General features: G+C 39.7%; 21 protein-coding genes. 16 read left to right on the top strand and 5 right to left on the bottom strand.

Annotation, left to right across the window (positions count from 1 at the left end; genetic code table 11):
* Positions 1–430: 430 nt before the first annotated feature.
* The 10 genes from AC3Z9T_RS12420 to olsF all read left to right on the top strand — a co-directional run bounded on the left by AC3Z9T_RS12420 (position 431) and on the right by olsF (position 10,239).
* Positions 431–697 carry a helix-turn-helix domain-containing protein gene (locus AC3Z9T_RS12420; RefSeq protein WP_490126439.1) on the top strand — a complete coding sequence of 89 codons (267 nt, stop codon included), beginning with the start codon at positions 431–433 and terminating at the stop codon, positions 695–697.
* 327 nt (positions 698–1,024) lie between these two features.
* Complete coding sequence (locus tag AC3Z9T_RS12415) at positions 1,025–1,573, top strand: fimbrial protein (protein WP_490126438.1); 549 nt, start codon at positions 1,025–1,027, stop codon at positions 1,571–1,573.
* Positions 1,574–1,639: 66 nt separating this feature from the next.
* Positions 1,640–2,218 (top strand): fimbrial protein, encoded by a 579-nt coding sequence (locus AC3Z9T_RS12410; protein ID WP_490126437.1) that lies wholly within the window; start codon positions 1,640–1,642, stop codon positions 2,216–2,218.
* A 72-nt stretch (positions 2,219–2,290) separates the two neighbouring features.
* Complete coding sequence (locus tag AC3Z9T_RS12405; RefSeq protein WP_490126436.1) at positions 2,291–4,861, top strand: fimbria/pilus outer membrane usher protein; 2,571 nt, start codon at positions 2,291–2,293, stop codon at positions 4,859–4,861.
* 20 nt (positions 4,862–4,881) lie between these two features.
* Positions 4,882–5,625 carry a fimbrial biogenesis chaperone gene (locus tag AC3Z9T_RS12400; RefSeq protein WP_490126435.1) on the top strand — a complete coding sequence of 248 codons (744 nt, stop codon included), beginning with the start codon at positions 4,882–4,884 and terminating at the stop codon, positions 5,623–5,625.
* Positions 5,626–5,655: 30 nt separating this feature from the next.
* Positions 5,656–6,042: a fimbrial protein gene (locus tag AC3Z9T_RS12395; protein ID WP_490126434.1), complete on the top strand. Its 387-nt coding sequence runs from the start codon at positions 5,656–5,658 to the stop codon at positions 6,040–6,042.
* Positions 6,035–6,568 (top strand): fimbrial protein, encoded by a 534-nt coding sequence (locus AC3Z9T_RS12390; protein WP_490126433.1) that lies wholly within the window; start codon positions 6,035–6,037, stop codon positions 6,566–6,568. The genes AC3Z9T_RS12395 and AC3Z9T_RS12390 overlap by 8 nt, the downstream gene beginning before the upstream one ends.
* Complete coding sequence (locus tag AC3Z9T_RS12385; protein WP_490126432.1) at positions 6,568–7,101, top strand: fimbrial protein; 534 nt, start codon at positions 6,568–6,570, stop codon at positions 7,099–7,101. The genes AC3Z9T_RS12390 and AC3Z9T_RS12385 overlap by 1 nt, the downstream gene beginning before the upstream one ends.
* A gap of 14 nt (positions 7,102–7,115) precedes the next feature.
* Positions 7,116–8,222 carry an MrpH family fimbial adhesin gene (locus tag AC3Z9T_RS12380; RefSeq protein ID WP_490126431.1) on the top strand — a complete coding sequence of 369 codons (1,107 nt, stop codon included), beginning with the start codon at positions 7,116–7,118 and terminating at the stop codon, positions 8,220–8,222.
* A 289-nt stretch (positions 8,223–8,511) separates the two neighbouring features.
* Positions 8,512–10,239: a bifunctional ornithine lipid synthase OlsF gene (gene olsF / locus AC3Z9T_RS12375; RefSeq protein WP_490126430.1), complete on the top strand. Its 1,728-nt coding sequence runs from the start codon at positions 8,512–8,514 to the stop codon at positions 10,237–10,239.
* Between the two features lie 22 nt (positions 10,240–10,261).
* On the opposite strand, the gene yegD is transcribed toward olsF, so the two are convergent.
* Positions 10,262–11,614 carry a molecular chaperone gene (yegD, locus tag AC3Z9T_RS12370; RefSeq protein WP_490126429.1) on the bottom strand — a complete coding sequence of 451 codons (1,353 nt, stop codon included), beginning with the start codon at positions 11,612–11,614 and terminating at the stop codon, positions 10,262–10,264.
* Positions 11,615–11,744: 130 nt separating this feature from the next.
* Here yegD and AC3Z9T_RS12365 point away from each other — a divergent pair, with 130 nt between their 5' ends.
* The 5 genes from AC3Z9T_RS12365 to AC3Z9T_RS12345 all read left to right on the top strand — a co-directional run bounded on the left by AC3Z9T_RS12365 (position 11,745) and on the right by AC3Z9T_RS12345 (position 16,883).
* Positions 11,745–12,944 carry a nicotinamide mononucleotide deamidase-related protein YfaY gene (locus AC3Z9T_RS12365; RefSeq protein WP_490126428.1) on the top strand — a complete coding sequence of 400 codons (1,200 nt, stop codon included), beginning with the start codon at positions 11,745–11,747 and terminating at the stop codon, positions 12,942–12,944.
* Positions 12,945–13,221: 277 nt separating this feature from the next.
* A complete protein-coding gene (locus tag AC3Z9T_RS12360) occupies positions 13,222–14,190 on the top strand; it encodes a siderophore ABC transporter substrate-binding protein (protein WP_490126427.1) in 969 nt (322 codons plus the stop codon).
* A 3-nt stretch (positions 14,191–14,193) separates the two neighbouring features.
* Positions 14,194–15,156 (top strand): ABC transporter permease, encoded by a 963-nt coding sequence (locus AC3Z9T_RS12355; protein WP_070925348.1) that lies wholly within the window; start codon positions 14,194–14,196, stop codon positions 15,154–15,156.
* Positions 15,143–16,126: an iron chelate uptake ABC transporter family permease subunit gene (locus AC3Z9T_RS12350; RefSeq protein ID WP_490126426.1), complete on the top strand. Its 984-nt coding sequence runs from the start codon at positions 15,143–15,145 to the stop codon at positions 16,124–16,126. Before AC3Z9T_RS12355 ends, AC3Z9T_RS12350 begins: the two co-directional genes overlap by 14 nt.
* A gap of 1 nt (position 16,127) precedes the next feature.
* Entirely contained in the window at positions 16,128–16,883 is a 756-nt protein-coding gene (locus AC3Z9T_RS12345; RefSeq protein WP_490126425.1) for an iron ABC transporter ATP-binding protein, read from the top strand.
* 170 nt (positions 16,884–17,053) lie between these two features.
* Here the strand turns inward: AC3Z9T_RS12345 and AC3Z9T_RS12340 are convergent, their stop codons facing one another.
* The 3 genes from AC3Z9T_RS12340 to AC3Z9T_RS12330 form a co-directional block, all read right to left on the bottom strand.
* Positions 17,054–17,545 carry a RidA family protein gene (locus AC3Z9T_RS12340; protein ID WP_490126424.1) on the bottom strand — a complete coding sequence of 164 codons (492 nt, stop codon included), beginning with the start codon at positions 17,543–17,545 and terminating at the stop codon, positions 17,054–17,056.
* A gap of 191 nt (positions 17,546–17,736) precedes the next feature.
* Positions 17,737–19,158 carry an NAD(P)/FAD-dependent oxidoreductase gene (locus tag AC3Z9T_RS12335; RefSeq protein ID WP_490126423.1) on the bottom strand — a complete coding sequence of 474 codons (1,422 nt, stop codon included), beginning with the start codon at positions 19,156–19,158 and terminating at the stop codon, positions 17,737–17,739.
* A 1,062-nt stretch (positions 19,159–20,220) separates the two neighbouring features.
* Positions 20,221–20,541 (bottom strand): helix-turn-helix domain-containing protein, encoded by a 321-nt coding sequence (locus AC3Z9T_RS12330; RefSeq protein WP_490126422.1) that lies wholly within the window; start codon positions 20,539–20,541, stop codon positions 20,221–20,223.
* Positions 20,542–21,061: 520 nt separating this feature from the next.
* On the opposite strand from AC3Z9T_RS12330, the gene AC3Z9T_RS12325 reads away from it, so the two are divergent.
* Positions 21,062–24,088: an autotransporter domain-containing protein gene (locus AC3Z9T_RS12325; RefSeq protein ID WP_490126421.1), complete on the top strand. Its 3,027-nt coding sequence runs from the start codon at positions 21,062–21,064 to the stop codon at positions 24,086–24,088.
* A 56-nt stretch (positions 24,089–24,144) separates the two neighbouring features.
* Here the strand turns inward: AC3Z9T_RS12325 and AC3Z9T_RS12320 are convergent, their stop codons facing one another.
* The gene (locus AC3Z9T_RS12320; protein ID WP_490126420.1) at positions 24,145–25,467 is read right to left on the bottom strand and encodes an MFS transporter; all 1,323 of its coding nucleotides are present in this window, start codon (positions 25,465–25,467) and stop codon (positions 24,145–24,147) included.
* Between the last annotated feature and the right edge of the window lie 434 nt (positions 25,468–25,901).

Below are 25,901 nucleotides of genomic sequence, written 5' to 3'. Positions count from 1 at the left end.
AAAAAGTATTGTTTATGATAGTTTTAGAAAATTATTTTTTCAAAATAAGTTTAATTGTAACAAATTGGTAATGGCTGAGCTATATACTATTTAAACCAGTAAATATTTAACTGGTTTAAATAGTATTTCTTGTACTGCTTATTCAAGTTAGTTCTTATAATTTATTGATAGCACTTACTATTTCATAGGTGTTTTTTCACTTATAATGAGTAAAATAGGGTTTTCAATAGATTTTGACTATCAATAGTTTGGTTTTTGATTGCTTTAAATGTGTTTACAGGATGATTTCATCGCTCTATATTTCAAATCAAATTTGATGCATACACTTATTATTTTATTTGATAAAGAAATAAAGTGTTTTTATCGAATACTGAAGAAACTCTTTTTTTGTTATGAAGCTTTCAAACTGTTAATTATTGGTTTTAATATTATGAAGAGTAGACATCCACTAAAAATAGATATTGGTTTGTTCCTAAAGAAATCTCGGATAAATAAATCATTAACTGGTTTTGAATTAGGCCAATTGCTAAATGTTAGTCAACAGCAGATATCACGTTATGAACGTGGTGAAACGAGTATCAGTATTGAGTCTTTAGACATTATGCTGAAGATTTTAGATAGAAACTGGGCCGACTTCTTTTTTGCGGTAATAGCAAATCATGCAGATGAAGTTTATGACTTAAAAATGTTTAAGTAAATGATGTAAGTTTTAATGTTATATACTCATCATATTTCAGGTTGTAGCGCTTTTCGTTAAGGTATACGAGACTAGGTTCACTCACGCCAGTCACAGTATTTTCTATGCTCTTAGCGATGCGTTCACTTGTCGCCTAGCTGCGCCCCGAATTATTTAGAGTATAGATATATCTATAACATTAGTTTTATCTTTTTTATAAAAATAGAATTTAACCATTAAAGGATGAATTTCTATTAATTTTTTGTAGTCAATAAAATTGAAATTAAAACAGCATAGGATCCCTATGTTGCGCATTATTTCAAATTACTTTTATTTTAAGGAAATAACATGAAATGTTTTAAATTAGCGATTGCCTCTACATTTGTTGCATCTATTGTGTCATTTAATTCAATGGCTGATAACACGGGTTCTATTGATTTTATTGGCTCAGTCGTTAATACGCCATGCAATATTGAGCAGTCGTCGTTAAAACAAACTGTCGATTTCGGACAACTTTCACGTAAAGCTCTGGAAGGCGGTAATGTGGCCGAGGCAGACTTTGATATTAAGTTTACTGGCTGTGATTTTAATAATTTTGATAAAGATACTGAGGGCAAGCCTGTTGCTGTGAAAACAATGCAATTGGTATTTACCGGTCAAAATTATGCAGATGATAAAAATACATTACTTGCAACTTCTGTAGGTAATGCAAATAACTTAGGTATTGCTATCGATGGTTTTGAGTTTGGTAAAGCTAAAAATGTATTACCAAATGGTAATAAGCAAGATGATATTACTTTGACATTTAAAGCATTAGCTAAAGCCGTTGATGCGTCTAAAGATGTTGCAGAAGGTAAATTTAGCGCTATTTCAAACTTCCGTATCACTTACCAGTAAGTGTCAGTGTTTCGATTTGCCGTCAGTCTTTACTGGCGGCTCTTCAATCGTCAGAAAGAGAAAACAATGAGTCGTTGTCAGCGTTTTATCCTTCAGTTAATCAGTAGTTTTTTAGTTTTTCATAGTGGTATTTCTATTTCTTATAGCGCAAATGAAATCGGTATGCGCCATGAAGGAAATGCTCAACTTGTTGGAAGTGTTATTTCAACGCCGTGTTCAATCGTTATGAAAGACCGCTATCAAACTGTGGATTTTTCGTCATTAACACTAGCTGCATTATCGTCGACAAGTTATCGAGAACAGTATTCTCAGCCATTTGAAATTGAGCTGCATGATTGCGGAAGTATTTATTCTCTTATTGATAGTAAGACATGGTCAGTACGGTTTGATGGTCAAAGTGCCGAACATATCAATGCTTTTGTTTTGCAAGGCCCTTCAAAAGGATTGGGTGTTTCAGTATTAGATGACAGTAAGCAAATACTCACGCCAGGCCACTATTATCCATTGTATGACAGTGTGTTACGGCAAGAAAAATCAGGGCAGACACTTTTTTTACGTTACTTCTTGCAGTTAGAACTGACAGGGGAACCCATTCAAGCAGGGAATTATCAAGGGCTGATCCGTTTTTTTATCGATTATCAATAAAAACAAATAAAAGTTGCCGCAATGCGATTGGCATTGTAAGGGCGTTTTTGTGGCATTTGGGATGGTATAGGCATGATGTTCAAACTTAGCAAGCTCAGGCAAGCCATTTTATTGGCATTTAGCGTGACGACATGTACAGCGTATGCGACTGAATTTAATACGGATGTATTAGATGCAGAAGATATTGAGAATGTTGATATGAGCCAATTTGCCGTTGCTGGGTATGTGCCACCCGGCCATTATGTTTTAACTGTATTTGTGAATGGTCAGCGTTTAGGTGTTCCCCGAGATATCGAAGTTCTCGAACAAAGTCACGATGAGCAAAATGCATTGCAAACCGTTTGTGTTCCAACAGAGATGCTTGATTTATTTGGTTTGACTTCTTCTGCGAAAGAAAAAGTGACACTTTTTCATCATGGCAAATGCTTGGATCTTTCTGCATTGACAGGGACTCAGCTAACGGTTGAATTATCGACTTTGTCTCTTAAAGTCGTTATTCCTCAAATATGGATGGAATATCGCGATCCTTATTGGGTTCCGCCTGCACTGTGGGAAGAGGGTATTAATGGTGCATTTGTTGATTACAGCGCTAATGCCTCAGCGACCGAAGAAAATAGCGGCGATAAACGTGTTTATTTATCTGCTAATGGAACAACAGGTGTGAATTTGGGCGCTTGGCGTTTACGTGGCGATTTTAATACTTCTTATCAGAAACAGCATGGTTGTCATCATTCACAAGAAACTTACCAGTTTGATTTCAGCCGGTTGTATGCATTTACTTCTCTTAAAAGCCTCGCTGCGATTTTGACGATTGGTGAAAATTATTTTTATTCAGATGTCTTTGAGTCATGGCAATACAGTGGGATCTCATTAGAAAGTGATGATCGTATGCTTCCACCTAAATTAGTGGGCTATGCTCCTGAAATTGTTGGGATCGCCAATACTACTGCGACAGTCACTGTACGCAGTCAAGATCGTGTTCTTTTAGAAACAACCGTTCCTGCGGGACCTTTTCGTATTCAAACATTGGATAGCGGCGTACGTGGGGTATTAGATGTCACGGTACGTGAAGAAAATGGTGAAGAGAAAAAATTTAGTGTTAACACCGCATCATTGCCTTATTTAACTCGTCCTGGCCGATTTATTTATAAATTGGTGGCAGGTAAAACACGTTATAACGGACACGATGTTACTGGAAAGCCAGTGATTGGTGGGGAGCTTTCTTATGGTCTATCTAACGAGTGGTCTTTATATGGAGGCTCACAACTCAATGGTGATTATCAAACGGCTGCGCTTGGTATTGGCCGCGACCTCTTTGCTTTTGGTGCACTCTCTGTCGATATCACGCAATCTATTGCTCATTTAACCCATCAAACGTTGCAAGGTCGTTCTTATCGACTGAATTATGCCAAATCATTCGATGAGATCCGTACCGATATTACTTTTGCAGGATACCGATTTGCTGATCGAAATTACCGAACACTAAGCCAATTTATGGAGCAGGAGCGTACTGGCTATCAGCCACGAGCAGCAAAAGAAAACTATCAAATTTATCTTAATAAGTATTTTGATGATTTTAATCTTTCATTGAATTATCAATATAGTACGTATTGGCAAGACAAGCCTCAAACACAGTATGGCTTATATGCGAGTACGAATATTAGTATTCCTAGTTTGTCACAGCAAAATGCCACTTTGTCGTTATCGGCGACGCGTACTGAGCGCGAGCATGGCTATAAAGATGACTCGATTAACCTTTATCTAACCGTACCATTTTATAGTGGCCATAGTGTGACATTTTCTGAATTGTATTCACGTTCAGGGGGGAGTAGTCAACATAACCACAATATTGGTTATAGCGGATACAACGATAGTGACAGCTACAGTGTGAACGTCGGTTATAACCACGGGCAAAACAGAGACAGTGAATCGAGTATCAGTGGTTACTATTCACGTGATCTCTCTCAGGCCAATATTTCTGCAAACGCGAGTTATGTTCCACAGCAGTATCGCAGCATTGGGGGATCGATTAATAGTGGGTTCACTGTAACTGCACATGGCATTGCGATGCACCGTAGTGCGAATGGTGATACCCGTTTGATGATTGATACTTCAGGTATTGGTGGTGTTCCCCTTGATAATGGCATTATCAAAACCAATCGATTTGGTCTGGCGGTGATCCCTAACATTAATAGTTATCGCAAATCAGTGGCATCGATTAATACCAGCCAACTCCCCGATAATTTAGACACTTTGGATTCAACGACCGATGTCACCTTGACCAAAGGGGCGATTGGATACCGTAGCTTATCAGTGATGAAAGGTGAAAAGTTGTTTGCCATTTTATCGTTGAGTAACGGTAAAAACCCACCTTTTGGTGCGAGTGTTCGCAATGCGGAGAACCGTGAGTTAGGCATTGTCGGCGAAGATGGGGTGACTTGGTTAGTTGGTATTTCACCACAAGAAACACTTTCTGTTTATTGGGGCGGTAAGCCGCAATGTGGATTACATCTTCCAGAAAATTTAGATACCTCAAGCAGCATGCTACTGCTGCCATGTTCAACAATTAACAATGACGGGATAGAGGCTAATACAGCACTAGCTGATGCTATGCCATTAAAAAGTATATCAGTCGCTAATTAATATTTATGAGATTAGGTTTTATGAAATTAAACATTTTGAGTTTACGTAATGGGTTAAGCACAGCGCTTATTTATGCAACGTTATTGGTGACAACCAATGCATATAGTGCTGTGACACTCGATAGAACACGTATTATTTTTCCGGGCTCCAAGCCTTCTATTAATGTGACTATTTCCAATGATAATCCAGAAGAAGCGTATTTAGCGCAAAGTTGGATTGAAGATTTACAAGGCAATAAATTAACCAAAGGGGCAATACTTGCAACACCACCTTTGCAACGTATTGAACCTAATAGTAATAGCCTTGTTCGTTTAAGTGTGACTCCTGAAGTGAGCAAGCTTCCTCAAGATAGAGAATCAGTTTTTTATTTCAATTTACGTGAAGTTCCACCTAAATCAAACGATGGCAATACATTACAAATTGCTTTGCAATCGCGAGTGAAACTGTTTTATCGCCCCACCCATATATTGTCTGAATCTGAAACCAAGTGGGCACATAAGGTGACGTTGACTAAAACGGCGAAAGGCTATCGTTTGAATAATACGACGCCGTTTAATTTAACTGTAATTGGCTTTGGAAACAGTAAATCACAGTCAGAGAAAAATGCTTTTGATGTTGTGATGGTGCCACCTAAATCAACCCATGAGATCACCTCTGCTTCATTGGCCACACCTTACCTGACTTATATCAATGATTATGGTGGAAAGCCAACACTGGCATTTTCTTGTCAAGGTGAAACCTGTTCGGTGACGGGTGAAAAATAATTCGTATTCAAGTCACTAGAGGGAAGTGAAATGAAAAAGAAATCGATGCTGTGGTTGCTATGTTTGTTTGCCAGCAAATTCGTCATTGCTGCAACGCCAGTTGCCAATACACCTGTTAATCAAGTGGATTATGAGGCTGTACATGCGGGCCAAATACAGGTGAATGCCGTTGTGTTTAATTCTCCTTGTAATTTGTCTTGGCTAGGATCGCATTATCTTTCTCTGACCAAATGTGGCGCTGGCGCTGATTTTATGGGAACAACTACCACACCAGCTGCTGTGCAATTTTATGATGTGCAGCGAGGACATCGGTTTCCTCGGTACTTCCTCAATCTTATCGATGGTACTAATACGATCCGCATGCCATGGGATGCCGATCAATATCGGGTATTACGGCTTGAGGTGGGATATGAATAATCAGGTTGTTCCCAGTTCCATACTATTACTGTCGTTATTAGTCATAAGCTCAATAACAGGGGCCTCAAATAGCCTAGATGTTGAATTTAATGGCGAGCTAATTAGTACGGCATGCCAAGTTGCGCCTGATTCATTAAAGCAAAAAATAACTCTTTATAACTTACGCTGGCAATTTATTAATGAAAATGAAAAAAGTGCCATAACGCCTTTTTCAATCGCTATTAATAAGTGTAGTGAAACAGACTTACAAAAAAGTATTAAATTAACTTGGCAAAGTAATCAGTTAGTGAATATCGGAACGGAAAGCTATTTAGTGACTAAAGGGGATAGCGGCGTTTTATTAGGGCTTGTTGATCAGGACAATAAAGCCATTGAATGGAATAAACCTATGCCACTAGGTGTAGTTTCTGTTGTCGATAATGCGCAGCAATTTGATTTCGGTGTGTTCGTGCGTAAGCCCGCAACGACAGATGCCAAAGTAGGCGATTTTGTGGGGACGGTAACTTTTGCAGTGGAGTATGAGTAGTGAAATTTAATCATCAAATACGCCACTATTGTTATGGGGTATTGCTCTTTTTCCCTTTATCTAGCCAAGCTGATATTGAAGTTAATGTAACAGCAACTATGGTGGATCCGATCTGTGATTTGCGTGGCGAAAACAACAATTCACCATTAAAAATAAACTTTGGTACGGTAAAAACAGAAACGCTTAATAAGGCTGATGCGGCACAAGATTTTTCTTTATATATCTCTGGATGTAATTTTAATCGAACACTTGCCATTGTTTTGGATCCTAAAGGAACCAATTCGTTGCCTTATGAAGGAAAAAATATTTTAGCAACCAGTATCGATGGGTTAGGTATCGATTTTGCTGAAACGACAGGGGATGTTAACCGCCCATTAGAAACAGGCAAGACTCAACAAATCTATCCAGAACGTATTAATGACACAAAATACCGCATTGATTTACAAGCCAAGCTAGTGAGCGCGATGCCTATCGATCAGTTGGAGCTCGGCCAATTTACTTCCGCGGTGACTTTTTCTGTGACGTATTATTAATAGGATTTCCCGACATGTTTAATTTTTTTGGTTTAATTCGGTGGACAATCATAGTGAGTCGTCCAGCATTATTATTGGCTTGTGGTCTGACGCTGTATAGTTTTTATGCTCAAGCAGATTATGCACCAAAGATTATAAATCCAAGCGATGGTTATTATTTAAAGTTAACTAATAACAGTAGTGTGGCTCAGGATCCTATTTACGGCAGTGATGGTAGGGAATACTATCAAGTTGGTAATCCAATTTCTGTAATTAATGATAATTCTATTGTCAGCGTAAGAGGGCGAGCTAATTGTCTTGGTACCCAATGGGGAAGCTCAAATACTAATCTTGGAACAAATGCCTATCACCGTTTATTTGTCTACCTTCCTCCAACAGGCGCCAGTGTTGAGGGAAAAAAACTGTATGATGTGAATGCCAATGTGTACATGACGGTTGAAAGTAGTTTTATCGATACTTGGCGGCTTTTGGCTGATTCTCAAGCGTGCTCAAATGCTAAGTCAGGGGATTCTGTTAGTGCTTCATCATTTTATACTCCACGTCAGATCACGATCACCTTTTATATACGTAATAAAATTATCGATGGACAAATTATCATCCAACCCATGAATTTGGCGGGTTATGTGCGTGCATTTGTGGACGGTGCAAGTGCGCCAGCTAATACTTCTTGGTCAATCAGCGATTCAACAGTGCCTATCAGGATCTCTGCTTCGCAATTTAATATTGCTGAACTCTGCACAACAACAACGAGCTCAGGGTTACCAAGTACGGTTAATTTGCGCCATGGGACATTAAATACGGTCAATTATGACAGCACAGTCTCAGAAAATGTGACTTATAAGTGTAAATTCGCCGAAGCAACATCGGTAAGGCTGCGGCTGGATTATGCAACAGACAGCGATCCGCAAAAACGCCTACCCATGACAAATAGCCTTGATAGTAGTCAAAAGATCTACAGTGAGTTGGAGTTGGTTGATGATGTGACGGGGCAATCAGGTAAAGATTTTAAAGTGAAAATTCAAGATGTGAGGACAATTAAGATCAACAGTCGCCTTCATGGTAGCAATGCGACCGCCGGTGAGTATAAGGGGTCTGCCTGGCTTATCGCGACATTCGACTAACATACTCGTCATACTTCAAGTTGCAGCGCTTTTCGTAAGGTATGGTGACTGCACTCACTTGCGCTAGTCATATACTTATGTATATTTCTAGCCGCCATAAGCTCTTAAAATTATTTATCAGCTACAATATAAAGGTCTCTCTTATTTACTCATAAATTATCTGGGGTATTTGGGTAAATAAGAGTAGGTCGTCATTTATTGAATAACTTCATTATTCTGTCATTAAACTGACACGCTAGCGTCATTACTTTGGCTTAGTTTTGCAATAACTAAGCGAGGAGATATGATAATGTTTAGTTTGGATACCCTGCTGCAAGATGCATTCCCAGACCGAGCGCCTCCCGCTTGGCAACGTAAATTACTCAGAAGCCTGTTATTTGAAAAAGAATTTAAGCAATTTGCCGAAGATTATCCACATCTGAAAGGGTTGGATTTAATTGAGCAAGTGGTCGAGAACTTTAATATTAGTTGTGAGTTAGTTGAGGGCGACCTCGAAAATATCCCCTCGCAAGGGCCTGTGGTATTAGTGGCTAATCATCCGATTGGTTCATTAGATGGGCTGGCGCTATTACGTACCGTCGCAACCATTAGACCCGATGTGAAAGTGGTTGCTAATCAGCTCTTGAGCCATATTGAACCGCTTAGCCATTTATTTGTTCCTGTCGATAATCTCAGTAACCGCACTAGCCGCAAACAAATTGAAGCGATGCAAACACATTTGGATCAGCAAGGTGCATTGATCTTATTTCCTGCTGGTGAAGTCTCTCGCTTAACGGCGAAAGGGATCCGTGATCGTCATTGGCATACCGGTTTTTTACGTTTAGCCGCCAAAGCGCGCGCACCCATTGTCCCTATTCATATTAGTGGCCGTAATAGCCATCTATTTTATCTGACCTCATTTATTTATCGTCCACTGTCGACGCTATTATTAGTCCGTGAAATGTTTAAGCATCAAGGTGGACGGATCAAAATTCGTATTGGTGGTCGTATTCCATTTACGCATTGGCATGATGGCCATACTCGAGCTCACGATCTCGCCGAACGTTTTCGACGCCATGTCTATTTATTAGGGCAAGGAAAAAGTGGTTTATTCACCAGTGAATCGCCGATCGCCTTACCTGAAGATCGCCTTGAATTGAAGAAAGCATTGATGGCATGTGAACGGCTTGGCACGGCGCCAGATGGTAAGGCTATTTTTCTGTATCGCCGTAAAAATGAAGCAAGAACACCAATTTTGAGAGAATTAGGCCGTTTACGTGAAATTGCGTTTCGGGCGGTTGGTGAAGGCTCTGGTAGGCGGCGTGATTTAGATAGCTATGATGATGATTATTATCACTTAGTATTATGGGATGAAGATGAATTAGAAATTGTAGGTGCTTATCGCTTTATACCAACGGCGACGCAATTAGCCACTAAAGGCATTGAAAGTATCTATAGTTATACGCTATTTCATTATGATCAAGAAATGCGACCAATCCTCGAACAAGGTATCGAGCTAGGGCGTAGTTTTATCCAGCCTGCTTATTGGGGGAAACGCGGTCTCGATTATTTATGGTTGGGGATCGGTGCTTATTTGGCAAAATATCCGCAGTATCGCTACTTATTTGGCCCTGTTTCGATGTCAGGAACCATGCCTATTGCTGCTCGCGACTTATTAATCGCTTTTTATCGTCTCTATTTTTCCCCTGAGCATGCGATGGCACAGTCTCGCCAGCCTTATCCAGCCTCATTACCACAGGTGCTTGCGCAGTTCTCGGGCGATAATTATCAAGATGATTTGATTAGGTTGAAAAGCTTATTGAGCAATATTGGTAGCTCGATCCCTACATTGTATAAACAATATACTGAGTTGTGTGAACCTGGCGGAGTGCAGTTTATTGATTTTGGTACTGATCCCGCATTTAACAATTGTATTGATGGGTTGGTACTGGTGGATCTGACTAAGTTAAAACCAACTCGTTATCAGCGCTATGTGGCAGTTCATTTAGGTGCAATGAAAGAAAAAGAGGGGGCGTGACATGTCACGCCGTTTAAATTGACTATTTAAAGCAAATTTCAGCCCAACGAGTCAGACCCGCGGTAACTGAACCAAAATCATTACCGCGCACAATAGGAATATTAGGCAGCTGTTGTTCAATTGCTTGGCATAGCACAGGGGATTGTGCCGATCCGCCAGTCATAAATATAGCCTCGGGCTGAATGCCCGCCTGGGGCACCGCTTCTTTAACTAACTCAATCATTTTACTTTTTGGTGATTCAATCGCATCGACCATCTGTGCTCGGCTAATATCAACTTCTAGTGTTTCATTGATTAACGCTATATGTGCTAAGTAATTATCATCTTTAGAAAGGGCGATTTTGGCCTCTTCTGCACGGCGAACAAGGCTATAGCCTAATGTTTCATTGTAGACTTCAATTAAGCGTAATATCTTTTCAGGTTCTTGCGCATCTTGGCGTAAGCGGTTAAGTGCCGCGAGGTTCTGTTTTGCATAGAAATCTTTCTGCGCTTCAACATTATTGATAGCAATTGGGTTCCAAAATTGGCTGATCGGCATTTTGATCCCCGATACCATTTGGCTACTCATGCCAAACTGATCCATCAATTGTTTTAACGCTAAATAGATATCCAGATCGTTACCACCAACACGTTGACCACTATGAGCTAATAGGCTGTCGGTTCGATCGGTTTTGCCTCGGTAGCTTGGACCCATCTTGATCAATGAGCAGTCGGTGGTTCCGCCACCAATGTCGACGACCAGCACGGTTTGATCTTGGGTCAGAGCCGCTTCATACTCAAGGCCGGCAGCAACAGGCTCAAATTGAAATTCAATATGTCTAAAGCCAGCTCGTTTTGCGGCTTTAATTAGGATCGCTTCCGCTTGTTGGTTCGCGAGCTCGCCACCACGACCATGGAAATTGATGGGGCGGCCAATGACGGTATCTGTGATGATGTGCTGAAGATGGTGTTCTGCGGTATGTTTGATATTGGCCATCATGGCACAAACGAGATCTTCAAAAAAACTAATTTGTACCTCGTGTAGACCAGATGCACCAAGGAAGGATTTCGGTGATTTGACATAATAAACATCACGTGGATCTTTAAGGTACAGATCTAACGCGGCTTGGCCAAAAACGATATCTTCAGGTACTAATTCAATACCTTCTTCGCGGTTATAAGCTAATGAACGGCGAAGAATTTGCTCGCCGACTGCGTCGGATGGTGCAATATTCAAATGGCGAAACAGGTGTTCAGAGACCGATTCACGAGTTGGTGCACACAGGGTAGAAGGGATGTAGGCACTATGACCTTCCAATGGTAGCAAGGTGGGTTTCCCTTGATCCATAATTGCGACAGCACAGTTTGATGTACCATAGTCAAAGCCAATAAACATTTCGCCCCCTAGTCTTTTTGTATTGCTGAAAAAGGCGGCAAACTTTACCGGAAGCGAGGTTGAATTGCTACAGGAAAAGTGTTCTTAATTAGGTTAGATTATATAATTAATTGCAAACTGGGGTCTATCTATGCCAATTGTTGAGATGTTAAGTACAGGGGATGAAGTACTGCATGGACAGATTATCGATACTAATGCAGCTTGGTTGGCGGATTGTTTTTTCCAAGAAGGCTTTCCTTTAAGTGGCCGATCGACAACCGGTGATAATCTACATGACTTGGTCAATACATTGTGTGAACGTAGTAAACATGCTGATGTTTTGATAGTTAATGGCGGGCTTGGGCCAACCAGTGATGATTTAAGTGCTTTAGCCGCTGCGACAGCAGCAGGCGTCCCTTTAGTTGAACATGCGGAATGGATTGTGGTGATGGAAAATTACTTTGCTTCAAGGGAGCGAGTGATGCCAGAAACCAACCGTAAGCAAGCATTGTTACCTGAAGGCGCTGAGCTGATTGATAACCCTGTCGGCACGGCGTGTGGTTTTGCCATGGAGCTTAATGGTTGTTGGTTGTTTTTTACACCTGGTGTTCCGTCTGAATTTAAAGTGATGGTCGATGGGCAAATTTTGCCTCGATTACGTCAGCGATATCCACTCAGTGAACCGCCGTTATGTTTACGTTTAACGACTTTTGGTCGTAGCGAAAGCAGTTTAGCGGCACAGTTTGATCCTCTGCTCCTTCCTGAAGGCTGTGTGCTAGGCTATCGTTCATCAATGCCAATTATTGAATTGAAGCTGACAGGGCCTGCAAGCCAAAAGCAGTCCATGTTAGCGTTGTGGCAAACCATCAAATCTGAGGTGAGTGAAAACCTGATTTTTGAGGGAACTGAAGGCTTAGCGAATGTTATCTGTCGTGATTTAAATCAACAGCAATTCCGTGTGGCTATCAGCGAAGGGTTTAGTGCAGGTTTGCTGACTTGGATATTGAATTCGGTATCTGCTCCTCTTAATGGCAGTAAAGTGATTAATCAGCAAGAAAATCAAAGTTTATCTGCTCTGATAACACAGGCACAAGCGATAGCTAAGCAAGAAGATGCTCAAATCGGTTTAGTGATTGGCGATCATCGTGATGGCAATTTAGCCTTAGCTTTATATACACCGCATCAAAGCTATGCACAGTATGTGCGTTATATGCCAAGTCATCATAGCACCAAGGTAAAACAGGATGTTAGTGTGATGTTGATGTTAGATATGTTGCAGCGTTGGCTGCAAGGACGACATGTATTCGGTCGATATGAATGGTTAGAGCAATCAGAAACATTGATCCAATAGTCTTGAATAATGTGCTGCATACTTCGAATAAAAAATTCGCTATCAAAGATAAATAGTCCCTAGTTAGCGAAGTATTATGCAATCAAATAATTCATTTAGGAATTTGTGCGGATGATTGCATTTTTTGTGAATGCAAATGCAAACTAATATCATTTGTGCTAATGACGATGTAGTATAGACGCCATTATTTGTATTATGGGCACAACCCGAGTCCTACCTAGTCGTTGAACGGTGCTAGCGGTTGTGTTTATTGAATGAAAAAGACGGAGGTTATTGGATGTTTGTAAAATCATTAACATCAGGGTTGGTATTGTTATCAGCGTTGGTATTAGCGGGTTGTGATCAATCGAAAGAAACCACAACAACGTCTGCGCCTGCTGAAAAACAGGTGATGACAATTACACATGCACAAGGTAAAACGGACGTTCCTCGTCACCCTGAAAAAGTGTTTGTGATGAATATGGAAACGCTAGATATCATGGATGCATTGGGTGTTCCAGTTGCTGGCCTACCACAAACCAACGTTCAATTTCCTAAATTCCTCTCTAAATACAGTGGTTCAGAATATATCAATGCAGGAACCTTGTTCGAGCCTGCTTATGAAACCATTAGCAACGCTAAGCCAGACCTCATTTTAGGTGGTAGCCGTGCTCGTGATGCTTATGACAAATTGAGTGCGATCGCACCAACCATTTCAATGGATATTGATAATAAGCATTTTATTGATAGCCTAAATGAGCGTACTACCGAACTCGGCGTGTTGTTTGGTAAAGAGCAGCAAGCTGATCAGCTGGTTGCTGATTTCAAAGATAAAATAGCTAAAATTAAACAAAAAACACCAAACGCAGGCAAAGCGATGGTGATCTTGGTTAGCGGTGGCAAAATCTCTGCTTATGGTCCAGGCTCTCGTTTTGGTTTCATCTTTGATGAATTAGGTTTTGAGCCTGCTTATGTGTTCCCTGATGATACCGGTAGACACGGTAATATTGTTAACGCAGAGCTGTTAGTCAAACTGAACCCTGATTGGTTGTTTGTGATTGACCGTGACAGCGCAATCGGCCGCACTGATGCTCAGCCTGCTGCACAAGTTTTGGATAATGCGTTAGTGAGAAAAACCGCTGCATGGAATAAACAACAGGTGACTTACCTTGATCCTACAGCGGTTTACATTGCGGGTGGTATCCAAACATACTCTCAATTAATGGACGATGTTAATAACGCATTAGAAAAAAGCCAAACACACTAATCAATGAAAACGCTTTATCTCTTTTTTGGAATTATCGCATTATTGGTATTAGCCGTGATTAGTTTGTTTATCGGAGCGGGTGACGTGTCACCCGTTTCGCTTTTCACTGATCCAGAGATGCAAGATATCTTTTTTATCAGCCGAATTCCTCGAACCGTATCTTTAATCCTTGCCGGTAGCGCGATGAGCGTGGCAGGGTTGATCATGCAATTACTCACGCAAAACCGTTTTGTCGAGCCTTCATTAGCGGGAACCACCCAATCAGCGAGCTTGGGCTTGTTATTTGTGATGGTGCTTTTCCCTGCGGCTGGCATCATGACTAAAATGGTGGTGGCGAGTGGTTTTGCCTTGCTTGGCACCATGTTATTTATGTTGCTGTTGCGCCGAGTGATTTTAAAATCAGCTTTAATTGTCCCATTAGTGGGTATCATGCTTGGTGCAGTGATTAGCGCACTAACGATTTTTACTGCCTATTCTTTCGATTTATTACAATCTTTAGGCGCTTGGATGAGCGGTGATTTTTCTAGCGTCATCCAAGGTCGTTATGAGTTGTTATGGCTGGTTGGGTTACTGACGTTATTAGCCTGTTGGATTGCCGATAGCTTTACCGTTGCAGGTATGGGGCGTGAGTTTGCCGTCAACGTTGGTTTAAACTACCGCAAAGTGATGACAATTGGGCTATCAATTATTGCCTTGATCAGCGGTGTGGTCGTAGTGGTGGTTGGTGCGCTGCCGTTTTTGGGATTGATTATTCCAAACCTTGTCAGCTTGGTGATGGGGGATAATATCCGTAAAACATTGCCTTGGATTTGTATCGCAGGCGGCGGGCTGGTTTTACTTTGCGATATTATCGGCCGTTTGGTTCGTTATCCATTTGAGATCCCTGCTAGTGTGGTTTTAGGTGTGATTGGTGCCATAATTTTCCTTTTTTTATTGTTGAAGCAGCAACGTTATGCAAAAAGTTAATGCGTCAGTGGTGCCATCTAAAAAAAGCATGACACCATTGCAAAGAATATGGCTGTTATCAGGGTTATCAATTGTTGCTATTGTGTTATTTATGACAATTAACCTTGGTAATAATCTTGCCTATATTCTACCTCATCGGGGTTATATGGTACTGACGATGATACTTGTGGCATTTGCTTCTGGGGTCTCGACAGTACTGTTCCAAACTATCGCTAATAATAAAATCTTAACTCCCTCTATTATGGGGCTGGAAGCGTTATTCATTTTATTACAGACTATTTTTGTGTTTTACACCGATAGTCTACCAGCGTCTTGGTTACTGAATATCGGTAAGTTTTTGTTAGAATCGTCTCTGCTGGTATTATTTTCTGTACTGCTATACCGCTGGTTGTTTGTCTCCGCAAAACTGAATATTAACCTAGTGCTGATGGTCGGTATTATTTTAGGCACTTTGTTCCAAAGCACTGCAACTTTGTTGCAACGTTTGATGGATCCCAATGAGTTTTCGATCCTGCAAAGCCGTATGTTTGCCACCTTTACACGTGCAACTCCTGAGTTAATTTTATTTACTCTAGTTATCACATTGGTTGTCGGTATTTTGTTGTGGCGCATGCGTTATTGCTTTGATGTTTTGGCGTTAGGGCAAGCGAATGCCATTAATTTAGGCATCAACTATCGTCATAAAGTGACGGTGATTTTATTACTGATTTCTATTTTAGTGGCCGTGTCTACAGCCTTAGTTGGGCCGTTAACCTTTTTAGGTTTGATGGTGGCTAACTTAGCCTATTTTATTAGTGGGAGCAGCCAACATCGCTATCTATTGCCAGTCTCCTTTTTATTAGGTGTGATTGCATTGATTGGCGGGCAGTTGATCCTCGATTACGGCTTGAATATGGCGGGCACACTCTCAGTAGTAATTGAATTTATCGGTGGCATATTCTTTATTTATATGGTGTTAAGAAGGTTTTAGTATGATTGAAATTAATCAGATATCGAAAAGTTATCAGGATACTAAGGTCTTAGATAACATCACCACCACCATTAAAAATAGTGGTATTACCTCGATTATTGGCCCTAATGGGGCTGGCAAATCAACACTATTGTCAATCATTGGGCGCCTCCTTACCGCGGATTCAGGGCATGTAAAGGTCAATGAATTAGATGTTGTGAAAACGCCGAGTGATAAATTAGCTACCTATTTATCGGTGTTACGCCAAGAGAATCAATTTGCCAGCCGATTAACCGTCGAAGAGCTGGTGGGGTTTGGGCGATTCCCTTATACCAAAGGGCGCTTAACACTTGATGATAAAAAGAAAATTGACGAGTCACTCGATTTTTTAAATTTATCTAACTTACGTCATCGTTATTTGGATGAACTGTCGGGTGGCCAGCGTCAACGTGCTTATGTTGCTATGGTATTATGCCAAGACACAGAATATGTGCTATTGGACGAGCCGCTGAATAACTTAGATATGAAACATGCAGTGATCATGATGAAGTTATTACGCCGTGCCGCAGATGAGTTAGGTAAAACAATTATTTTAGTCATCCACGACATTAACTTTGCGTCTGTTTATTCCGATCATATTATCGCGATGAGATCAGGAAAATTGGCTTACCATGGGGCGCCGAATGACATTATGAAGGCGGATATTATCGAAGATATTTTTGATACGCCGATTGAAGTGAAGTCTGTCGATGATAAGTTAATTGCGATGTATTACTAGATATACTCGTCATACTTCAAGTTGCAGTGTTGTTGACTACGCTCACCCACACTAGTCACCTACTTATGTAGGCTCCCTGCGACTCATTCACTTGTCGCCTAACTGCACCTCGAATTATTTAGAGTATAGAATAAGGCCGCGCTCAGTATATTGAATGCGGCCTTATATAATTACTTCTTAGGGCGAACGGCTGTGACTTCGATCTCTACACGCCAAGCTGGGTTAGCTAATTTAGCCACTTGGAATGTTGAACGAGCAGGTAGGTTCTCTGATTTGTCATTATAGAATTTTGAATATCCAGCCATAAAGCCAGCAAAATCCATATTTCCTTGGGTTTCATCGCCACCTACCAAGAAAACTTGCATTTTTACAACATCATTCATGGTCAGACCTAATTTTTCTAAGTGGTCTTTGATTTGATTCATGATGTTAACAGTTTGAACTTCTGTGTTGCCGTAAGACTCTAGAACACCTTCTGGCGCGTCTTTAGAGATTTTAGTTGGTACTTTTCCACTAAGGAAAATAATGTCGTTGTTCGCGCTGATTTCTACGGATTCAGCAATAGGCATTCCTTGTAGCTTATGGGTTTTAACACCTTCAGCATTTGCACTCGCTACACCCAGAACCAACGGAAGGGAAAGCAGTAAAGTTTTATAGCGCATGTAAGCTCCTTAACATTATTCAAAATTATATACTCCTCATACTTCAAGCCGCAGAGTTGTTGACTTCATTCATTCGCGCTAGCCACATACAGATAGATGTGATTAGTGACTCATTCACTTGTCGCCTACCTGCATCTCGAAGTATTCAGAGCATATTAAGTGTAACAAATACGTGTAAAAAAGCGTTTCTGTTACTCAGTAAAACGAGATAGCCTATATGGACGTGGGTCGATAACTGGTTTGGTATCCATTAATAGATCCGCAGTTAATTGACCAGATGCTGGGCTCTCTGTCATACCCCAACCTGTTGCTGTGTTGATAACAAGACCTGGGTATTGTTCAATTTTAGAGATAATTGGGATTTCATCATCAGTTGGACTAACAGTACCACCCCAACGCTCAACGACTTTAGACTCTTTAAATACAGGGAACTCTTTTCTGAGTCTTTCCAGTACGCCATCAAGATGTTCAGTGTTTGGTGTATTGGTTGCAGTACGGAACTCTTCAAATGGCGTTTTTTCATCTAACTGCCATGAAGTTGCCATGGTGAATGAGTTAAATAAATCTTTACCGATAGAGAATTCTAATGGTAGCTCGCCACCTTGTAGTAGGTGCATAAAGCGTGGGCCTAACAGGAAACTATCTTTAACGATTGAGCTAGTAAAGATACGCGGCGCAACGGCATAAGTACCATCAGCTTGTTCACGGAAGTGGATACCGTTTGGTAAGTGAACGTTACCTTTTGGTGCACCCGGAACGCCAGTAATACGCTGTTGTGATAGGTAAACGTTCAGTGTTGGGACATCGACACCAAGGTTACCCATAAATAGGCGAGACCAAATACCCCCAGTCAGCACTACGTTAGAAGTTTTGATTGAGCCTTTTTCGGTGACAACATCAGAGATTTTGCCGCCAGCTGTTTCAATACCGCGTACTGCACAGTTGGTGTAGATACGGATCCCCAATGATTTTGCATAGTTAGCCATCGTTGGTGTGACGACTTCAGGATCAAGGCTGCCTGAGTCTTCTTCGAAACCAGCGATTTTCCATGGTGTTTGCGCACCAACAAGGCGTTTAGCTAACTCATCGCCTTCGATCATACGGGTTCTGAGTGGCGTGTCGAAACCTGGGTTTTCCGCGGTTTTTCTGATCCACTCTCTAGAGATTTCTAAGTCTTCTTCACTAGAAGGAACTTCTACGCGGCCTTGAACGCGGAAACTGGTGTCAGCACCAATTTTTTCATTCATGCCATTCCATAAAATCTTTCCATAATGATGTAATGGAAAAATTTCTGGTGACGTTTTGTAGCTAATGATTTGGCTATATGCACGGCCTGATTGCTCGCCACCTACAACGCCTTTCTCACAAATAACAACATTCATTCCTCTTTCAGTAAGATTAATTGCAGTCATTATTCCTTGGAGACCTGCGCCGATAACGACAGCATCGGCGGATTTTGGTAGTGCACCTTCAGTGCCAGCTACAGCTGGAACACGAGATTTTGTAGTTTCAAACCGACCTTCTCTGCGGATCATTGGAACAACCGCAGCACTCCCTGCGAGAACACCCGCAGCACCGACCCCTAAAAGTAGTTTTCTTCTCGAGATTTTCATCTATAACCTCAATAATAACCTTAGTTTTTATATAGTAAATTATTACAATTTAAGATAATCATATTATCATAATTAAATATGTTGTTAATTAGCGGTAGTATTTGTTAATTAAATTAAGCGAAATGCTAATATTCGTAACTTGTTATAATCAGGCCTGTAAAGGGATTGCGAGATTTCTTGATAAAAAGGGCTATTTTAAACAGGGAAAAAAGGCGGATTGATGTCAGGTAAAGTGTACAATCATTATTGTGCTGACTAAAATGAAATTAAAATCAGTTTCAAATGGTAAGTAATAAATAAAAATACTTGAATGAGTTAAATAGCAATCAATTATTTTTTATGTGGTTAATGAGTGAGGTTTTGTGAATTATCCAATAAACAAGCGTGCTAGATGAATTTAATTTTTCTTAAGTAATGGCGTATTGATTGAAAAGTAAGTTTCTGTAGTATAAGGTTTGTTAAATACCGCAATATCTGTGGTTTTACTTAGGTTGAATAATATTTTGGTTTTGTCTTGTTTTTATTTTTAAATGGCGTCACATGATGTTTACACTATTTTAAAATAAAGTGCTTAAATATATATATTGTTGATTTATGTATAGTATACATGATGTTACATTGCTTTTGTATTTTTATTGTACGTTTTTGCTATTTTCTTTAGCCCAGGTTCAGTGCTCAGATAATAAATTTCACTAATGAAATAGTTAAATTTAGGTTTGGTTAATGGCACGTTTCGATAAATATAGCATTAACTTGTTTATGGTTATTTTCTATTCGGGTTTTTATTTTGAAATAATTTGTTATTTCACTTTGGTGTCATATTTTCATATTTCTTGATTAGATATTGTGTATAAAACATGCTGATTTTATGAAAACCTAATAAATTTTTGTGCCAAAGCATGATTTGGTAATAACACTTTAATTTAAAGTCCTATTTATAGGGTATTTGTTGGCACAAAATATCGACGTATAAACATAGGTTTATTTTATGTTGATTTATTATTTTATTACATCAAGAAATGTAAAATTATAAATTACAATAAGTGGAATAATTGATTTAATTTAATCATTTTTCTCCTTAATGAAGTGTTTGATATATTGGCTTAGTGGGGGAGGGCTGAATGTTGTTCTTGGCTTACAGGCACTATCACTGTGGTATTCGCGAAATATTTTTTGCATAAAAGTTAACCCATCTTGATCTAAGGTTAATAAGAACCGGTTCAGTAGATCGAGTGTTAACGGTGTTATGCCATTTTCGTAGCGGGAAATTTGCTGTTGGCTAATTCCCATTAATTTTGCGAGTTGTTTACCTGTTATTTTTTTTTCTTTTCTAGCTTTGCGTAAAAAGAGACCTGCTAACGTGGTCAGTCTGTTTTCTTCCATACTTAGTTTCTATCAAATTTTCTGTGAGAAGATGAGGCCGTGGTTGGCTGAATATGTTGGGGGGTTACTATAGCGAGTTAATATCTGGTGTAAAAATGTTTGTACCTAACAGATTGAGTCATTTTGATAGATAATAGCTATCATAAATTGGTTTTTGATCGTTTTTGTCGATCTTAATTGTCTTTTTTATCCCAATTTTTAAGGTTATTGAAAGATTAAACCCATGATAAAAATAGTCATTTTACGAATATTTATTTATAATAATATTCAATATGTATTCAGTTATGGTCAATTAGTTTGTCATTTCTTTTTGTGTCGACATTAAATATAAACTTATATTTGTTTCAATTTGTTACCAATTGAAACACTTTTTAGGTGTGTTGAAGAGGTAAAACTAAACAGAAAGGGATTTTTGTGTTGTTGTGGCAATAATTTTTCATGTGGTGAGTTATTTAATTATTTAGTCATATTCCGAAGGTATTGTTTTGCACCTATCACATCGGAATATGGGTAACTTATAATGTTTGTTTTACGGAAAAAATGTTTACTTTTGTTGGTGTTAGGGGCTTTACCGCCTGCTTATGCAGTTGAAGAAAGGGTGATAAGTGCAACGGAATTAATAAGTAGTTTTAGTCAATTAAATAATACGAGTGCAGGGAAGGATGTTCTCAGCCAAAATCTTTCAACAGTTATCTCTATTAATAACAATTCAACCGAAGAACAACGGCAACAAGCGATTTATGATAATACGATCGTTGCATTGTTCGGTTCCATGTCAAATGGCTTATTGGTTTCTGATGCGTTAGGGGAAACAATGGGTCAGATTTTCGCCGAAAATAATAGCATCAATGAGAAAACGTATAGTGCTTCAACATTCTCATCAAGTTTTGAAAAATTATTGCTTGAAGCGAATACACTGGCTCAAGCAAATGCCACTTTCGCCAAAAATTTTTATGCTAATGGCAGTATCGATGGTGATCTTAATCATCTTGCCTCGGGTATCACACTTCCAGAAGACGGTTTTTACAATATTTATGATATCGCCTATCAACCGGGTAATGATACTAAAAATACAGTAGGAAACTCTCGCCCAGTTCAAGTCGCTGCCAATAATATTGAAAGCTTTGATGGCGTCGATTTTTTTGGGCATGCCGTGAATGGGCAAAATGATATTTTATCAACGGTGACAAGTAACGCTGCTTTTCCTAGTGGTCATTCAACATTTGGGTTCACAACAACCTTACTATTCGCAGAAATGGTGCCTGAGTTATTTCAAGAGTTCTTATATCGTGGTGCCGAGTATGCTAATAGTCGCGTGGTGCTGGGAGTTCATTATCCTCTCGATGTGATTGGTGCGCGTATAATGACGCTGTATACGTTGACGCAAATATTGAATAATAACCCTGATTATTTAAATCAAAATACCGTATCACTGTTAGGGCAACCTGTAACAACGTCGAGCGACTTTCAATCATTAATGGCTGATGCGCAATCAGATCTGCGTTCATTACTCGAAACAGGGTGTAATAGTACTATCGCGGATTGTATCATAAATGACAGTACAGCCGATGAATTGCAGAATAAAAAAGAGCAATATACATGGAGTTTAACTTACGGTTTACCTGCGGTTGGTGCGACTGATTTAGCCCCAGTTGTTCCTGAAGGCGCTGAAATATTAATCGCGACTCGTTTTCCTTATTTAACGGATGAACAACGGCGAGATGTTTTAGCAACCACTGAAATTGAATCAGGTCACGCTCTAGATGATGGTTCAGGTTGGGCTAGATTGAATTTATATGCAGCTGCGGATGGTTATGGAGCATTTAATGGTGATGTCCATATTGTTATGGAGAGTAGCAAAGGTGGTTTTAATGCATATGATTCATGGGGGAACGATATTGGTGGCGAAGGTCACTTTATTAAAGATGGCTCTGGTGTCCTTGAATTAACCGGTAATAACAGTTTTTCAGGCACAACAACGGTTATGGAAGGCGGCCTGATTATTAATGGTTACCATGGTAACTCATTAGTTGATGTTCAAGAGAATGGCATTCTTTCAGGGACTGGCACTATAGGAGCTCTGATTGCAGAAAAAGGTGCAGTCGTTGCACCAGGCAATAGCATTGGTACTTTAACTGTGAAGGGCGACATGACCTTTGATGAAGGTTCCTTCTATTTAATGCAATCGTCCCTTGATCAGGGAAATGATTTAATTCAAAGCGACGGCTCTGCTCAAATTAATAATGCGGATCTGATTATCTCTCTTTCTGAGCAAGGTAACTTACTGCAATATGACAATGTTAATAGCATTTTGAATCAAAAGATGACTATTTTAACGGCGCAAAAGGGGGTGAATGGCGAATTTAGTCAATTAGAGCCTTATTCTTTGTTTTTAGATACGCCGTTAAGCTATACAGCAAACTCTGTGATATTAAATTTTAAACGTAATAATGTTCTGTTTGCCGATATTGCGCTGACTGGAAATGAGCGTTCTGTTGCTGCTGCCATTGATTCAATGGCAACCGGTAATCCTATCTATGAAAGCATGCTCATGCTGAATAGCAAAGACGATGTTAGAGAGATATACCATCAATTATCGGGGCAAATTTATGCGGATATTACATCTGCAATTATTAATGATAGCTATTACTTGCGCGATACATTAAATCAGCGGCTGTTGCACTCTAATGGCAGCAGTGCTGTCACGGATATTAAAGTCAATCCGAATGGGGCTTGGGTGAAGGTGCATGGAGCTTGGGGGAATGCTTCAGGGAACTCGAATGCAACAGGTTATCGAACAGCAAATTATGGTGTGCTATTAGGAATTGATTCTGTTTCTGATAGCGGCTGGCAAGGCGGGGTGGCAACGGGCTATACGCAAATGACTGTTGATGGTGGCTATGGTTCGAGCGCCGAAGGCCGTAAATATGATATAGGACTTTATGGCAGTAAAAGTTTTGATAATTTGATGATACGTTCTGGTGCGACATATTCTCTATATAATATAGATACTAAACGTCCTATTCAGTATGACTCACAACAGGATCGCTTAACAGGTAGTTATTCGGTCAATGTTTCACAAGTATTTGTGGAAATGGGGCAAAAGATCGCCTTTAACAATATGAATATAGAGCCTTTTGCTAATTTGGCTTACGTGAATGTGCAAAGTGATAATATTAATGAACATGGCGGTGCTGCATCATTGTATGCAAATAAACAAAGTGCAGATGCTAAAGTATCAATATTGGGATTAAGAATGGATACACAATTACCAATAGGACAAACGTTGAACCTAAACCTTCATAATGAATTAGGTTGGCAACACCAACTTGATAATATTAATCGAGATATGTCTCTGGCATTTAAGGGTTCAAATCAAGATTTCACGGTGAATAGTGTTCCTGCTTCGCGAGATAGCGCGGTAATAAAAGTTGGTGCTGATCTGTTGATAAACCAAAATACCAAACTGTATTTAGACTATTCAGGCAACCTATCGTCAAACTATCAAGACAATAGTGTTGCTCTTGGGTTTAAGTGGCAATTTTAAATGTTAAGGGCTTATAGCTAGTTTTCTCTATAAGACATAAGCCCTTTGTGACCGGACTAGTGCCGGTCATTTAAATATTCAGGTTCTTTCGGCAATCTAAAGCAACAGAACAAGCAGATCACCAGTACCACCATCACATAAATAAAGAAGGAATTTTCCGCACCGCTTGCTTTAAATTGTAATGCTACTGAAGGTGCTGAACCACCAAATATCGCATTACCTATCGCATAGGAAACCCCCACCCCTAGCGCTCGTAAATGAGGAGGGAACATTTCTGCTTTGACCAACCCGCTGATCGACGTGTAAAAGCTGAGTAGCATCATTAAAAATATCAGCAGTAAGGTGATAATGACCGGTGATTGAGCGAAATGACGCATGCCTAATACCATCACCGGATAGATAAATACAATCATAGATAAAGTGAAGGTGATCATGGCGGCACGACGGCCTATTTTATCGGAAATGATGCCAAATAAGGGTTGAGATATCATAAACACAAACAGCGAAGTTGTCATAATATAGCCGACGACTTTACTATCAATACCAATATTGGTGAGATAGGTTTTTGAGTATACGGTAATAATATAAAAGCATAATGACCCCGCCGCAGTGTAGCCGATCACTAATATGAAGGATTGCCAATGTTGTTTTAGTAGGGCAATTAATGATCCAGATTCTTCCGATTCAGAGGCTTCATTGCTTAATGTTTCATCTAATCGTTTGCGCGCAATCAGTGACACTATAGCCGCAAAACCACCGAGAACAAATGGGATCCGCCAAGCACCGTCATGTAATTGTTGTTCACTGAGGAATGCTAACATGATGACACTGAGCAAACTGGCAAGTAATTGCCCGCCTGACAAGGTGACATATTGAAACGAAGCAAAAAAGCCACGTTGACCTTTTAGGCCAAGTTCACTCATATAGGTTGCGACAGCACCATATTCACCACCAACCGATAAACCTTGTAGCAGGCGTACAAATAGTAGCAATAGCGGTGCTAACATACCGACTTGTGCGTAAGTTGGTAGGACGGCGAACAGGAAAGAGCTGAAGCCCATTAAATAGATTGAGGCAACCATTGAGCGTTTTCTACCGTGTCGATCGGCGATGCGGCCAAATAGCCAACTGCCGATCGGGCGCATAAAGAAACTTGCAGCAAATACCCCCCAAACATAGATAGATTGAGTGAGAGGATCCATTGTTTGCGGCGTGAGTGCTTTGGTAAAATATGCAGCAAAAACGGCATAAATATAAAAATCAAACCATTCAACGAGGTTGCCCGATGCGGCACCAACAATACCGCGAATACACTTTGCTTTTGCGTTTGCATCTAACGAGACATCGGCTTTTTTTGCACCAACTTGAGATATTTCCAATTTATCACCATTGCGATAGAAATTAACAATAATTTAACTAATAGCGATGTTTACTTACTGAGTCAATATTTGACTATATTGTAAGTTAAATATTGGGATCAATATCCTGTTTTTTTCATCTTTTCTCGATAACTAATGATGTTTAATTTTTCTATTAACTTAATGTTTTATAATGATTTTTTTACTGGTTAGGGTTAATTGTTAATTTAAAGTTAATTAAATCGGATTTTAAGCAGATAAAATCAGACTAATTCTAAGGTGATTATCTAAAAATCTGTATTCACATCTAAATGTGACTACTATCTAATGGAAATAGCTAGCAAGTTTAGATCATGGTGAAAAGGGCGATTTAAACTTATTGAGGTTTAATTAAGGAAACAATAGACAGTTTAAAGCAGTAAATGAAAATAAAAATCATTATTATTTAAATGTTA

This window comes from Providencia sp. 6390, assembly GCF_058148425.1.
This window is presented reverse-complemented; position numbering and strand designations above follow the sequence as displayed.

What these genes read in the sequence shown, in the direction of transcription:
- AC3Z9T_RS12335 (WP_490126423.1), bottom strand. Translation starts at nt 19,158, where the DNA reads ATGAAAATCTCGAGAAGAAAACTACTTTTAGGGGTCGGTGCTGCGGGT.
- AC3Z9T_RS12390 (WP_490126433.1), top strand. Translation starts at nt 6,035, where the DNA reads ATGAATAATCAGGTTGTTCCCAGTTCCATACTATTACTGTCGTTATTA.
- AC3Z9T_RS12360 (WP_490126427.1), top strand. Translation starts at nt 13,222, where the DNA reads ATGTTTGTAAAATCATTAACATCAGGGTTGGTATTGTTATCAGCGTTG.
- AC3Z9T_RS12405 (WP_490126436.1), top strand. Translation starts at nt 2,291, where the DNA reads ATGATGTTCAAACTTAGCAAGCTCAGGCAAGCCATTTTATTGGCATTT.
- AC3Z9T_RS12380 (WP_490126431.1), top strand. Translation starts at nt 7,116, where the DNA reads ATGTTTAATTTTTTTGGTTTAATTCGGTGGACAATCATAGTGAGTCGT.
- AC3Z9T_RS12325 (WP_490126421.1), top strand. Translation starts at nt 21,062, where the DNA reads ATGTTTGTTTTACGGAAAAAATGTTTACTTTTGTTGGTGTTAGGGGCT.
- AC3Z9T_RS12395 (WP_490126434.1), top strand. Translation starts at nt 5,656, where the DNA reads ATGAAAAAGAAATCGATGCTGTGGTTGCTATGTTTGTTTGCCAGCAAA.
- AC3Z9T_RS12350 (WP_490126426.1), top strand. Translation starts at nt 15,143, where the DNA reads ATGCAAAAAGTTAATGCGTCAGTGGTGCCATCTAAAAAAAGCATGACA.
- AC3Z9T_RS12345 (WP_490126425.1), top strand. Translation starts at nt 16,128, where the DNA reads ATGATTGAAATTAATCAGATATCGAAAAGTTATCAGGATACTAAGGTC.
- olsF (WP_490126430.1), top strand. Translation starts at nt 8,512, where the DNA reads ATGTTTAGTTTGGATACCCTGCTGCAAGATGCATTCCCAGACCGAGCG.
- yegD (WP_490126429.1), bottom strand. Translation starts at nt 11,614, where the DNA reads ATGTTTATTGGCTTTGACTATGGTACATCAAACTGTGCTGTCGCAATT.
- AC3Z9T_RS12340 (WP_490126424.1), bottom strand. Translation starts at nt 17,545, where the DNA reads ATGCGCTATAAAACTTTACTGCTTTCCCTTCCGTTGGTTCTGGGTGTA.
- AC3Z9T_RS12365 (WP_490126428.1), top strand. Translation starts at nt 11,745, where the DNA reads ATGCCAATTGTTGAGATGTTAAGTACAGGGGATGAAGTACTGCATGGA.
- AC3Z9T_RS12415 (WP_490126438.1), top strand. Translation starts at nt 1,025, where the DNA reads ATGAAATGTTTTAAATTAGCGATTGCCTCTACATTTGTTGCATCTATT.
- AC3Z9T_RS12400 (WP_490126435.1), top strand. Translation starts at nt 4,882, where the DNA reads ATGAAATTAAACATTTTGAGTTTACGTAATGGGTTAAGCACAGCGCTT.
- AC3Z9T_RS12330 (WP_490126422.1), bottom strand. Translation starts at nt 20,541, where the DNA reads ATGGAAGAAAACAGACTGACCACGTTAGCAGGTCTCTTTTTACGCAAA.
- AC3Z9T_RS12355 (WP_070925348.1), top strand. Translation starts at nt 14,194, where the DNA reads ATGAAAACGCTTTATCTCTTTTTTGGAATTATCGCATTATTGGTATTA.
- AC3Z9T_RS12420 (WP_490126439.1), top strand. Translation starts at nt 431, where the DNA reads ATGAAGAGTAGACATCCACTAAAAATAGATATTGGTTTGTTCCTAAAG.
- AC3Z9T_RS12410 (WP_490126437.1), top strand. Translation starts at nt 1,640, where the DNA reads ATGAGTCGTTGTCAGCGTTTTATCCTTCAGTTAATCAGTAGTTTTTTA.